Source organism: Enterobacter sp. JJBC (assembly GCF_036936505.1).
GTDB classification, from domain to species: domain Bacteria; phylum Pseudomonadota; class Gammaproteobacteria; order Enterobacterales; family Enterobacteriaceae; genus Enterobacter; species Enterobacter hormaechei_C.
In genome coordinates this window covers 2047267-2060335 of sequence record NZ_CP136935.1, presented here as the reverse complement: position 1 = coordinate 2060335, position 13069 = coordinate 2047267, and the positions used below count along the sequence as shown (strand labels likewise).

9 protein-coding genes and 1 pseudogene are annotated in these 13069 nt (G+C 50.7%); all 10 read right to left on the bottom strand.

Annotation, left to right across the window (positions count from 1 at the left end):
- Positions 1-267, bottom strand: coding sequence for a PAAR domain-containing protein (locus RY075_RS09930; protein WP_072050849.1), 267 nt, complete (start codon positions 265-267; stop codon positions 1-3).
- Positions 268-682: 415 nt separating this feature from the next.
- Positions 683-787, bottom strand: a pseudogene (locus RY075_RS09925) (hypothetical protein); the annotation flags it as partial.
- 636 nt (positions 788-1423) lie between these two features.
- On the bottom strand, positions 1424-2197 hold the full coding sequence (locus RY075_RS09920; protein ID WP_096946955.1) for a hypothetical protein: 774 nt from the start codon (positions 2195-2197) through the stop codon (positions 1424-1426).
- Complete coding sequence (locus RY075_RS09915) at positions 2190-4211, bottom strand: lipase family protein (protein ID WP_096946956.1); 2022 nt, start codon at positions 4209-4211, stop codon at positions 2190-2192. The genes RY075_RS09920 and RY075_RS09915 overlap by 8 nt, the downstream gene beginning before the upstream one ends.
- A gap of 1 nt (position 4212) precedes the next feature.
- Positions 4213-6753 carry a type VI secretion system Vgr family protein gene (gene vgrG, locus RY075_RS09910; protein WP_232967800.1) on the bottom strand — a complete coding sequence of 847 codons (2541 nt, stop codon included), beginning with the start codon at positions 6751-6753 and terminating at the stop codon, positions 4213-4215.
- Between the two features lie 303 nt (positions 6754-7056).
- Positions 7057-7521, bottom strand: coding sequence for a putative T6SS immunity periplasmic lipoprotein (locus tag RY075_RS09905; protein ID WP_223307835.1), 465 nt, complete (start codon positions 7519-7521; stop codon positions 7057-7059).
- Complete coding sequence (locus RY075_RS09900) at positions 7515-8069, bottom strand: type IV secretion protein Rhs (RefSeq protein WP_232967799.1); 555 nt, start codon at positions 8067-8069, stop codon at positions 7515-7517. The genes RY075_RS09905 and RY075_RS09900 overlap by 7 nt, the downstream gene beginning before the upstream one ends.
- Positions 8062-10692: a type VI secretion system ATPase TssH gene (tssH, locus tag RY075_RS09895; RefSeq protein ID WP_325773719.1), complete on the bottom strand. Its 2631-nt coding sequence runs from the start codon at positions 10690-10692 to the stop codon at positions 8062-8064. The genes RY075_RS09900 and tssH overlap by 8 nt, the downstream gene beginning before the upstream one ends.
- Positions 10693-10864: 172 nt before the next feature.
- A complete protein-coding gene (gene hcp / locus RY075_RS09890; protein WP_045347680.1) occupies positions 10865-11356 on the bottom strand; it encodes a type VI secretion system effector Hcp in 492 nt (163 codons plus the stop codon).
- Positions 11357-11361: 5 nt separating this feature from the next.
- On the bottom strand, positions 11362-13068 hold the full coding sequence (locus RY075_RS09885; protein ID WP_276191891.1) for an OmpA family protein: 1707 nt from the start codon (positions 13066-13068) through the stop codon (positions 11362-11364).
- Position 13069: the final 1 nt, after the last annotated feature.

Genomic DNA, 13069 nt, shown 5'->3' with positions numbered 1-13069 from the left:
TTATCCTACCGTGCTGTTCTGCGCACTCGAAATGACTTTACAACCGCACTGGCATTTGCAGCCATCTACGACAACAGCACGACCGTTAAAGGTCCGGCGCGGTGATCCTTCCATTATGGGGTTCGTTCCATGCCCGATGATCGGGCAACTAACCAAATCGCCAACTAAAGCAACTTTTTTTCCGTCAACAGTAATACTGGAAGAGGCGGAGATCACTTTTCCACCATGTGTTGTTTTATCGCCTAGTAAAACCAAACCTTTTGTCATATTTAATCCTCTCTCAATTAAAAAGAATCAATTAACTTTCATTCCATCAACTTTATCAAAATCAGGAAAAGTGTTCTTTCAGTTATAGCGCTACCAACTGGATAAATAATTTATGGATAAACACCCTTCACTTTCCTTTCAATTCCAACTAACTTTATAATGCTTTCATCAACCCCAAGAGGAAAAACTAATTATTTTAATTCATAAACACGCAAGATAAAAAATCGTTCTTACTAAATAAAGATAACGAATTTTCACTTTCACTTAATTCTTCTCCTTTACGTAAGAATAATACTTTGGAGATATTCCAGCTTTCCATGAGTTGGAATATATTACCCTTTTTTTTGGATGTCTCATTAAAAGCAAGCGTCGCACCTACCGCAGTTCCGGGTAAAGGGCAAGATTACGCCCCCCCTCAGCCCAAAAGGACTGTAGCAAGATAGTTTCTGTCCATCGCCGCTTTTCTCGTCTTGTGTCGCAGTCCTACCTTGAATATGGTAGCTTGACGAAGAATATTTAGCACAGAAATTTGTGTACTATTAATAGAAATGGACACACCAGTCTGGTGTGAAGTTGTAAGGTTTAATACATATTTATATTGAATGAGCTAATATTGCTTTCCCTCAAAAATAATTCCACATTAGCACCATTTAGCAATTCATTTTTGCAATATAATTTAAGTGCCTTGTCAACGAAGTAATATATATTTAACTGAACTATCCGCATTAGCATCAATATAGATTGCAATTGTTTTTGTTGTACTATCGATTACGGGATTCGTTGTAAAGAAAACACGCCTATCTTTTATTTTAATATTCGATACACCTTCAACAAAACTAATTGATTCTTTGTCAAAGTTAAATATTCGGGCTGCTGTTACAGTGTTTGACAAAAAGCTTAAAGCAACAAAAAACCATTACCGACATTACATTTTTCATAATTCACTCACCCCCATCGAATTTTAATCAAGTAATTTCCAACTCATTTCACAACACACTGAGAAAAAGAATACCATGGAGAGCAGAATAATTTTTATGGGTTAGAAATCCCCCATCAATTTTTATCAGCATTTAGCAAATCTCAAATACATAGTGCTGGCGCAGAAGCGTGATAGTTAATTAACATAATACATCTTGAACATAAAACCCATCTATTATCACTTATCAATATTCATTTTTTCGACTTTATAAAAATCAGGAAATACTGTCCCATCAGATACAACACTTCCATCCGGATATATTATTTCAGAGTAGATGCCTTCAATTTTCTTCTCTGGCTCAATGTATTTTACAACTTTCAACTCATCAATCACCGGATGATAAAAAACCTTATTAATATTAGATATCCGTAATAAAATAAAATCTTCCTCCCCAAACAAAGATAGTGACTTGGTCTTCTCTGCTATGTTCCTTTCTCTAATATAAGGATAATATTTTGGCGATAGATTTAAATCTCCTTGCGTAGACCTATACTGCCCGTTACGAGAAGCATCATTATCAAAAGCAAGCGACACCCCCACCGCTGTTCCAGGTACAAGATCTTTGCCAAGATGTGTTGCATTTATATACTCGATACCTAAAATGACCGCACTCAATGTCCATTTACACGTACCACCACCGGTCATCGCAATTTTTGCTTTCCAGATATCCCCACTCTCTTGCTGCATAGGGACCTCAATAACGTTATAGCTTGGCTCTGTGACAACTGAGCCATCAAATCCACTGATTCTCTTTTTCATGCATTCATGCGAGATGTATCTGACCTCAAGTGGAATCGGTTTCGTATACTGAGATGGGTTTTTTACTTCAAAATTAACCCACTTTGTATCCGCCGGTGGAGATAACGTCTTGTTAACGGTCTGGCTAACGCTGCATCCTGCAGAGGAAAACAACACCAGGAAAAGCAGAATGATATTTGATTGATTATACATTTTCCATTACCTCTTCTCCATATTGAGCAAACCGCAAAAGCGTATCATTGCCAGACGGCATAGATAATGTTGGAGTCAGCGACACTCCCAACAAGCTTTCGATATTAAGGAACATTTCATTTCTGGATAATTCATCAATCGGTATATCATTTTTATTTTCTGCCATCTGCTCCCTGAATGAATCAACGTTATACATATGCTCAGTAAATGTGCGTTTTTCTACTATACCGGCGTTATCAATTAACTCTAACACCTTGTTATACATATAGGGCATGTAGGAGGTCATAAAGTGATCAAAAATATTTAAACTAACGCCTCTGTCCGGGTTGCTTCCTTTAGGGAAAAAGTCAGTTAGATCTGCCTCCGTTAATGATGCTTTAAACTCTTTTTGCTTCTGCCCAGCTTGCTGCATCTCCTGCTCCGCCAGAGTGGACACCAAATATAGTTTAGCCTTAATAGGAAGTGAATTCCTGATAGTAATACACCCTGCGTGAGTTGGCAGATCTCTCTTGCACTCCTTCCATTCTCTGCTTTGGGTGGCCGTAAGAAAGGCTACGGTGTTGCCGTGATGCCAGAAACAATCTCCCCAGGAAATCAACTGGTATGCAATCAGTTCACCCACTGACCAGAAGAAGCCCAGCGTCCCACCAAACCATCCCCATAATTTATATAACTCGTTATCCAGGTTAGCTTCTGCGGGTACGGCTGGTATCGGATCGTTATCATTAACATGGCGGAAATGGGTAATATCCGATAACTGCATTATAGCATCGCGGGTAAAGGTGCGTGGCATTCCATAAGTGTAAAGTATAGGATTGTAATTTCTAAATCTTGCCGCATCAATTAATGCCAGTGCCCCCCCTAAGCTATGACCACAAATAAATAACTTACGGTTTGCAAGTAAATCTTTTAATTTTTCAATTTCACCTTTAAATTTCTTTCCTACTCGATTATAACCACTCCAAAAACCAGTATGCACTTTCCCAGCAGGTACTAACGGAGTGCATTGCGTTTTGTCTATATCGCATAATTCTGAATTTACCGGCCTAAACGCAAGATCCGTTCCTACATCAAACAAGCTGGCCGTTCCACGCCAGGCAACGATTATCTTATCCGCGTTATAAACATAGTAAAGCTGCGTATCACCGTCTGCCTTTGTTGCAGCAGTATTTTCCTTTGCCTGTGCTGTTCCATGTGGACTCTTATCATCTACTTTTGGCGACGTATCCCGTGAGGTATCCATAAACACCGGAGGATAATATCTCTTACTGAAGGGAACATCCTGTACTAGGGCATTCCATGCTGAACCGTCTTTATATAGCTGTGGTAAACGGGAAAGATCTTGGCACTGGTTAATAAAAAAACGCGTAATTGAATCTGTGTCTAGGGTACTGTCATTTGCATAAGCAAGCGTTGCTGCTGCTCCCAGGTTGATTCCATTCGCAATGGAATAGTCCTTCTGATGATGAAGCACTAGCTCCCAGGCTCTGAAAGGGCATATTTCTACTACATGACGTTTTTCAAATTCATTCGTGCGGAATTTAAATCCCTTAAATGCCGTTTTGGCAGGAAAGTGGTATGCGGGTAACATTTCCCCTGGCCTTAATTCCAGGTTTGGTGAACTCTGACAAAGCTCTCCCACTACCGCATAGTGCCATACAGATCCATTCGCTTCGGCCTCTGGCCGAACAAGAGAATCCTGTGGTGCATCTCTGCTTATCCGCAACTGACGTTTTTCCATTTCGTTAATTAATGGCATAGGTTCGACGGTAAAAAGTAGTTCCAGGCCATGCCGCATATCGATCCTGATGAGTCCTTCTGCATCACTTTTGCCTGAATAAGAGAACTCATCTGCCGAACCGGAAATCGGATGAGAACTTTCAGCTGTCCATGGCATATTCGCCACGGGAGCACCCTGCTCATCAACCAGCTGAATTTCAATCCAGTACGGCATTTGCTCTTCGCATGGCGCATGAGGGTTTTTACGGCAAAGTGAGGTAACAGCTGTGGTCATTTTATTCGGCCTCCAGGCTTTCAGGAACATTTCGCGGGTATTCAATTTTTAATTGTGATGGCATGGACGTAAATATTGGAGCCGTTTCTCCTGTTGCACTGGAGACACCGTTATAAACCTCCCCTTCAGCCGTCGTAATTCGATATGTGGTAAAAGGTTTGACCGCTCCACTTTCTGAAGACGTTGTGATAAATCCTTCGCTGTACCCTTTCGGGAAAGTCACAGGTGGTGTATCTAAACTGGCGGGACCTGTCTGATTAACATTGGCCGCTTTCAGCAAAATATTGCCCAGGCATCCCAGTTCAATATTCCCGCCGCTAAGCTTTATATAAGCGCCCCCACAGCTTAAAACCAGTTCCTGGCTGGCATTAACTTTCACGCTTCCCTGACCACTGATGACGGTGATGTCCTGTAATGCTGAGACATTCACTGCATCAGCCTGCGCCTGAATATCAACCATTCCGGCGCCTGCATACATTTTCATTCCTGCAGCCTGTGCAAACAAACTAACAGCTTCGCCAACCGCGACAGTGAATGATTGCCCGGCACTTATATCGGTGTTTTTACCAGACATCAGACCAATGCTTGCCCCGCCTGAAGCCACTCGGACAGTCTCAGGACTAAGAATACCTATTCCAGCGGGTGCACTGGCCAGCATTCCTGGCATTTTGAGATATTTCAGTGAGCTGTTAAGTGTCTTCTGGCTGTCGATATCGGATACAGTTGCCTTCGCTCCTTTCACAGCAGCCTTAAGGCTTCTTGCCAGCGTGAGTGCCTGTTCCAGCTGTTCTACAGCTCTGTCCATCTCAAGCATCTTAGTGCCGACGTCAGGCTGTACATCTGCGGTAAGTAAAATTCCCTTGCCTCCTCGAACGCTGACCCAGTCATTAGTTCGCAGTTCTGCTCCTTCACCGCGCACTACCCTGTCTGCATTGACATTATGTCCCAGATTGAGTTGCGTTTTACCCCCGTACTCCGTACTGAGCTTAACGTGCTCTTCACCGCGCTTATCTTCCATCCGCAGCTTATTCAGGCCAGCTGTTCGAATGACGTTGCGCGTACTGTTGGCTTCCGTGACGTGATCAACATGACGGGAATCGTGAAGGGCATGGGCAATATACGGGCGATCCGGATCGCCCTCATGAAACGCAATGGCGACTTCAGTACCCTGTATCAGCGGGAAGTGGAAGCCGTACTTGTCGCCACCGTAAGGTTTGGCAAAACGCACCGGCATACTTTCCAGGCCCTGACCCTTGTCATCGCGGTCAGCATCAAACTTCACCCGGTACATGCCCGACGCATCCTGCCAGGCGTAGATATCGTTATCTTTGGCGCTGGTCACGCGCGCCATCAGGGTACCGCTGACCACCGGGCGTTTTTTAAGAGCCGGACGCCAGCAACGGTTTTCGTAATAAGGCATCCCTTCCCACGTCACTAACAGAGCATTCTTACGGCTGGCAGTATAACCCGTGCGGGTAATAATAATGCCTTTGTCCGTTTCGGAGGGTAAAGTCGGCGGGATCGCCACTTCACTGATGGTCAGCACCTGAGCCGGAGAAAGCAGGGCATCATTACTGCGTCCGCTGACCGTTGTTTGTACGGACAGAAAACGCTCGTGCTCGAGGCGGGCCCAGAAGTTGCCGGTTTCCGCGGAAGGTGTGATTTTGTCGCCACGTTCAAGATGACGCGGCAGGTAGTGATAAACCTCGCCGTAAGTCACACAATCACCTTCACCACGGGTCATGTCCGCCGGTGCAGAGGTCAGGACATTCTGGGCTTCACGGTGGTTGTAATCACTGGCGATGACAGAGCGCTCAACCACGTTTTGCCGGACGTTTATGCCCCATACAGCATCGGCCTTATTGTCATTCATCCCTGACGGGCTGTTCAGAGGCAGCGTTTTACCGAAGGTCCAGGCACTCTGCTTGTCTGCGAAGTGCACCACTTCGGTTTGCGTGTCCGGTTGCAGGGTGAAGAAGTAGAAAATCCCCACTTCGGCCAGCAGGCGCTCTATGAAAGCGAGGTCACTTTCCTTGTACTGATTTATCTGCTCACGCTTCGGATAGTCGGCTTTGAGGGTGAACTCATACTCCCAGCCTTTCAGACCATGTTCCTGCAATACTTCGGTGACAACTTCCGGAACGGACTTATTGACGAAAAAGCGGTGGGTACGGAATTGTTTGCGCAGCAGAGACAGGTAAGGCTCGATAATGATTTGGTATGTCGCCTGGTCACATGAACCACTGATACGCTTAAAATGCGTCACCACGCCATGTACCACTTTCTGCCCGGTCAGCTCCATCAGCGGCCCTGTCCCCATGGTCAGCGTGGCAGGCTTAGTCAGCAGTTGCGCTGAGCTGATATTCTGGTCACTGCTGGTAAAGATAACCTGATAGTGGTAAAGCTCACTTATAAACTCCTTACCGGTGAAAGTTTCCACATCCAGTAAGGCTGTGCAGGACGGAATATCCAGACGATAGCGGTTCAGCCCGCCTTCAGTTAGCGCAGACAGGGTGTTCTTAAACGTATCTGTCAGACTCATGATATTGACTCCATGGGATAACCTGCAGTCCATGACTTTATTGCCAACGGGTAAGTAACAGGTTCAATCAGGGTACTCAGCGAGTACGAAAAAGGGTGATTACGGTTCCAGCCCCGAGGGCGCAGGCGAGGATTTTCATCAGCAAAACGGTCATTTCAAAATTGTTCATGCCGTATTCGCCGTCACCAGTGATGGGGATAAAGCGCTTAACGATTGTGTAAAAATACGTATCCGGAAGAAACAGTACTCACGCCACCACTAAAGCTAAAAAGATAAAAAGCTTCATGACGTTAAACCGGAGCACTATTCAGAAACTTTAATTGAACCATACGGCCTTGCAATTTCACGATCGGTCAACGGAAAATTGTAAACCACCCCATGATTTATCCCCACGCCGACAACAAATTTTCGTGGCTCATCATGTTTCTTTGAAATTAATATATATTCAACAATAAACCTCCCATTATCAGGGAAGTGATAAAAAGAAGGAGGAATACATAATTTTCCATCAACGATCGTAAGTTCAGGGGAAAAATTAAAGTCCTTTTCCTTCAAGGGAGTTCCGCGCGGATTTATTCCTATGTCAGCAGGTTGATAACCCTGAGCATCTGTAATGTTAAAACATACGTTTTTTCCCTGTTTACTAACAGAAGTGGTTTCATGGGGGATAAACCTATCTCCCGGGCCCGGGCATCCGGTTAAAATCACCAGACACAAACCAGAAAAAACAACAGGCCAACACTTACCAAAACCAAACACTTTTACCATGGGAACCCTCGCAACGCAATTTTGTATTGTTCACGTATTACTGATTCAGTAGTATCACCATCCAGAGTAATAGTTGGATATTTACTGCCCCATAATCGATGCCATATATTATATCCCTGCGTTTGCAACGTAAAATTATCTGCAATAATCTGCGCCTGTTGCTCCATCGAATATTCACTTAAGAGACGACCATCAAGTATATAGTGATAGCTCACCATCCAGCTAACCAATCCTCTGAAGATTACATTCATCCCTTTTTCACGTTGCCAGACATGCCCCATTTCATGGATGAACATATGTTGAAGATCGTCTGTCGTCTGGGAAAAATCATCGCAGTATTGATCGCGAAAATAGATCTCCCCGTCCGGTGTCATCGCCGTATTCTTATCCTGTAAATTGAAAGGAAGGTAACTTTCCCTGTGAATCCATACTTTCGAATAATCAATAGTGGATAAAAAAACTGAGTGTGCCAGCTGTATCTCACCCCTCGTAAGTAGCCTGAGACCACCTTCTTTAATTCTTGACGGATCCTGAGTTTCTTCAGTCATGTTTACACTCCAGCCCAATCCCCTCTTCATCACTCCAGCCGAGCGTCAGGGTATGTGGTTTCTGCCCCGCTGCCATATGGGTCAGCAACTGCTGGCTCAGCACCGGCAGGATCTGCTGGTTCAGCAGACTGTCAACATTGCGCGCCCCGGTGTCCGGCAGCAGGCAGGCGGCGGTCAGCGCGTCGTACAGGCTTTCGCTGATATGGGTAGTCATACCGTAGTGACGGTTGAGGCGTCTGCTCACCTGATTCAGCTTCATCTCCACAATGGTACGCATCGCTGCCTTTGCCAGCGGACGGTAAATCACCGTCTGGAAGCGCGCGAGCAGCGCGGGCTGGAAGTGTTCCCGCAGGACAGGACGCAGCAGTTCATGCAGGTCCGGCTCTGTCGCCTCCGGCTGTTCCTCCAGCATCTGCATGATGAGGTCGCTGCCGAGGTTGGAGGTCATCAGAATCACCGTGTTGCGGAAGTCAATTTCCCGCCCCTCGCCGTCGCGCATGAAGCCCCGGTCAAAGACCTGGTAGAACAGGTTCATCACGTCCCGGTGCGCCTTTTCCACTTCATCCAGCAGCACCACGCTGTACGGGCGCTTACGGACGGCTTCGGTCAGAATGCCGCCCTGGCCGTAACCCACGTAGCCCGGCGGTGAGCCCTTGAGCTGCGAGACGGTGTGTGGCTCCTGGTATTCCGAAAGGTTGATGGTGATAAGGGACTTCTCGCCGCCGAACAGTTCGTCCGCCAGCGCCAGGGCGGTTTCGGTCTTGCCGGTGCCGCTCGGCCCCACAAGCAGGAACACGCCCTGCGGGCCGTTCTCCGGCGCCAGACCGGTTTTGCTGGCGCGCAGGCGCTGCGCAATGGCATTCAGTGCACTGTCCTGACCGACAACGCGTTTCGCCAGACTGTGCTCAAGGCTCAGCAGTTCCGTCTGCTCGTCCTTCATCAGGGAAGAGAGCGGTACGCCCGTCCAGTCGGCGATAACGGTGGCGACGGTACGCGCGTCCACATCCAGCCCCAGCAGCGGGGTATTCTGCTGCACGGCAGTAAGCTGCATCTGAAGGTCCGCAATCTCCCCCTGGCGGGAGATATCCGTGCGGCAGGCAAGCAGTTCTTCCGTGAGTTTCAGCTCCTGGCCGTACCGGGTTTCCCGTTCGTCGAGCTGCAAAATGATGGCGACTTCTTCCTCTCCGATGGCAGCCAGACGTTCGCCGTGGGCGGTATTGCCCACCGCGATATCCTCCAGCAGCGCCTGCTTTTCCATAGCCAGTGCCGTGAGCTGCGCCTTCATGCGGGTCAGCGGCTCCGGAATAGTGTCGAGGCTCATACGGACACGGGCAGAGGCGGTATCCAGCAAATCCACCGCCTTGTCCGGAAGCTGGCGTCCGGTCAGATAGCGTCTGGAGAGCGTAACGGCGGCTTTAACCGCTTCATCGGTAATATGCACGCCATGGTGCTCCGCGTAGCGTGACTTGAGTCCGCGCAGCATCAGGCAGGCGGTGTCGTCGTCCGGTTCATCAACTTTAACCATCTGGAAACGACGCTCCAGCGCGGCGTCGCGCTCAAAGTACTGTTTGTACTCGCTCCAGGTGGTGGCGGCGATGGTTCTGAGCTCACCCCGGGCGAGCGCCGGTTTCAGCAGGTTGGCCGCATCGGCGCCGCCCGCCTGGTTGCCCGCGCCGATAATGGTGTGCGCCTCGTCAATAAAGAGCAGAACCGGCAGGGGTGACTGCTGCACCGCATCGATGATGTTTTTCAGGCGCTGCTCGAATTCCCCCTTCACACCCGCCCCGGCCTGTAACAGGCCGAGGTCAAGGGTGCGCACCGAGACCGGCTTCAGCGCGTCCGGCACATTGCCCTCATGAATGCGCAGCGCCAGTCCTTCCACGAGCGCGGTCTTGCCGACTCCCGGTTCGCCGACCAGAATCGGGTTGTTCTTGCGCCGCCGGGAAAGAATGTCCACCATCTGGCGGATTTCATTGTCGCGGCCACAGACCGGGTCGATTCTGCCCTCACGGGCGCGGGCGGTGACGTCGAGGGTGAACCTGTCCAGCGCATTCTGCAACGCCGGGTTCAGCTCTCCTTTTATATCCGCATTCACCGGACGGCCGACAAACTCCACCTCATCCCCCTGCGTAAGCTCCGCTTCCTGCTGCACCTCCGGGCGTTCATCCGACTGCGCATCCAGAAGTCCACGCAGGCGCTCAAGCTGGCTCTGCGCCAGCGTCAGCAGCGGCCACAGGCCGTCGCAGCGCAGCAGTTTCGGTTTTTCCACCAGAGCCATCAGGAGGTGAATGCTGCGGATATGTTCTTCCCCCGCCAGCGAGGCGTGCAGCCAGGCGTCCTGCATCAGTGCCTGCACGCCCTCCGAAAGCTGCGGACGGCTGCGCACTGACCGTGGCAGGCTGTCCAGAAAACCCAGCATATCCTGCCATATCGTATCCATATCCCATTCGTAGCGCCGCGCCAGCACCGTCAGGTCGCCCTCACCCTGCTCCAGCAGTTTCAGCAGCCAGTGCTCAGGCAGTATTTCCGCATGGGCGCGGGTCTGGCACAGGGAAGCGGCCCCTTCCATCGCGCGGGCACAGTAAGGATTAAGACGGCGTAACAGGATGGCTGGATTTTCCATGAGACTCTCTCTTTATCAGTTCCGGGCACGCTACCGCCCGTCGCTGTTCCCTGTTATTCAGGAACCCAAAGCGCATCAGGTCGGGCAGGCAGATTGTGTTTTTCTTTGCACAGCGTCCGTGCATACAGACGCTGTGCAAAAAATTGCGGACAGGGCCCTGTCCGCATGCGACTTACGCGGTGGCGCGTTCGTTCCAGGAATCGGAATGAATGATGTTGCCGTCCTTGTAGGTCCAGGTGATTTTTTCGTAGCGCAGTTCAACCTGCTCGAGGTGGTTATGCTTCTCGAAAGCAGGATCCTTGATGTCATGCATCTTCGGATTCACTTTCACCAGCTTCACGTTCTCAAGCTTCGTGTTGAAGTACTCCACTTCCTGGCCTGCGTCATTGATTCTGTACCATTTGAACTCGGCCGATTTCAGGGTCTGGCCGGTCGTCACCGCCTTGTACAGGTACGGGCTGGAGGAGTCGATTTCCTTGGTGAACAGGAAAGGCGTGTGGATACGGGTGCCGGTCAGCTTGCCGGTATTGTTATCGGTCGGGATGTACAGGTTGTGCTCCTGGGCCACCACTTCGATACTGCCTTCACGATCCTGAACGTCCACGGACCCTTTGATGTCCGCGCCGCCGTCGTCCTTCAGCCACAGATAGACTGGAATTGCCATGTTAATTACTCCGTTACATTGTTATCAGCGCCATCATCCTGCGATGACGCATGGGTCGTGCCCGGCGCCTGGCAGGCATTCGCCTGCGGTACCAGACTGATTTCGACACGGCGGTTCAGCGCACGCCCTTCAGCCGTGTCGTTGGTGGCGACAGGACGGCTTTCACCATAGCCCTGCACCGCAAAACAGCTTTCCGGCACGTCGCCGGTATCCCGCATCCAGTCGCGGACCGACTCCGCACGCTTAAGCGACAGCACCTGGTTGAACGGGTCATCCCCGGTGCTGTCGGTATGGCCCGCCACCACAATCAGCCAGCCGGGCTTCGCCTTGATCCCCACCAGTGAGTTCACCAGCAGCTTTGTTGAGGCGGGTTTAAGCGCCCACTTTCCGGTATCGAACAGCGACATGCTGTCGAGGCGGACAGTCTGCGGCCCCTGCACGATTTTCTTAATCACCGGACGAAGTGGCGGCGGTGGCGTCCAGCTATTAATGGCGGCTTCTACCGGCGGGATCAGACGCATGCCCTGATACAGGCCGAGCCCGTAACGCAGTGGCTCGCCACGCCGCAGCCAGTCGTCCAGCAGGCGGCTGTCTGCCCGCAAACGCTGCTGCGCCTGCTGCTTCGGCTCAGGTGGCGTGCCGCTGAGACGGTGGTATACGGCAAGGTGGTCGCCCACGCTGCGCACCAGCCGCTGGTTGTTGATAAAGGAAGCCAGCATCGCCAGCGCAAGGAAGACAAAGCTGATACCCCCGGCCAGCCGCATATTCTGCATCCGGCGGCTGATGCCGTGGCGACGCGGCAGGTACGGCAGCAATACCTCCGGCAGCGGCAGTAAATCCGGTGCAAAGACAGGTTTCGGGCAAAGCGTGGTGATACCGGCTATCTGCTGCTGCCAGAGGTTATCCTCTGTTGCGGCGATCGGTGTCAGACAGATACCTGCCGCGCAGAGATTCAGCTGCGGAAGCTCACCCTGTCTGGCGCTGAGTGGCCGGGTGAGGTGGTGCGCCATCAGCGCCAGTATGCTGTCCAGCCACAGCGTGTCATAAAGGCGTGAGGCGCGGCTGCCGCTCTCCCACTGCCAGTCCGTCACCGGCAGGGCGACATGTCCGTTCTGCCGCACCCGCACGCCCGGTAACTCCGGTGTGACGGTTAACCACTGCGCCTCTTCTTTAGAGTGAAGGTCAGGTGGCGTCACCCAGGCCACGCTCCATACCGGTGGAACACCGTTCAGCCAGTTCCGGCACTGCGTAATACTGCGTCGCCAGCCACGGAGCGTCTGCGCCAGTGACTCTTCCGACGTCTGCTGTTCCGGTATCAGCGCCAGCAATACCGAGACCTGCGACACCAGCGCCGGACGGACAGCCGCCAGATGCTGCGCCAGCAGCGGCAGCTGTTCTGCGTTTTGCGCGTGTATGTACCAGCCCTGACGGGTTTCACGATAAACGGTATCGGGAGGGAACAGGCTGGTCGTATCGCCGCAGGCCAGCACCACCGCACCCTGAAAATCTTCCGGGGGCAGGACATGCTCCGTTACCGGTATGACGAACTGGCGACGCCGCCACCGGTGCCATAGCGCCGCGCCGCAGACCAGCAGAATACAGATGCTGAGCACAGAACGGTTGACGGTGGAAAGCGGCCAGAAACCCACGACCAGCCACAGGGCAAGGACAGCAGCAAACAGTGTGAGTAGCGTTCGGGTGAGTTGACGCATC

Coding starts and splice junctions, on each gene's coding strand:
- RY075_RS09885 (WP_276191891.1), bottom strand. CDS start 13,068: ATGCGTCAACTCACCCGAACGCTACTCACACTGTTTGCTGCTGTCCTT.
- RY075_RS09900 (WP_232967799.1), bottom strand. CDS start 8,069: ATGACTGAAGAAACTCAGGATCCGTCAAGAATTAAAGAAGGTGGTCTC.
- RY075_RS09920 (WP_096946955.1), bottom strand. CDS start 2,197: ATGTATAATCAATCAAATATCATTCTGCTTTTCCTGGTGTTGTTTTCC.
- RY075_RS09915 (WP_096946956.1), bottom strand. CDS start 4,211: ATGACCACAGCTGTTACCTCACTTTGCCGTAAAAACCCTCATGCGCCA.
- hcp (WP_045347680.1), bottom strand. CDS start 11,356: ATGGCAATTCCAGTCTATCTGTGGCTGAAGGACGACGGCGGCGCGGAC.
- tssH (WP_325773719.1), bottom strand. CDS start 10,692: ATGGAAAATCCAGCCATCCTGTTACGCCGTCTTAATCCTTACTGTGCC.
- vgrG (WP_232967800.1), bottom strand. CDS start 6,753: ATGAGTCTGACAGATACGTTTAAGAACACCCTGTCTGCGCTAACTGAA.
- RY075_RS09905 (WP_223307835.1), bottom strand. CDS start 7,521: ATGGTAAAAGTGTTTGGTTTTGGTAAGTGTTGGCCTGTTGTTTTTTCT.
- RY075_RS09930 (WP_072050849.1), bottom strand. CDS start 267: ATGACAAAAGGTTTGGTTTTACTAGGCGATAAAACAACACATGGTGGA.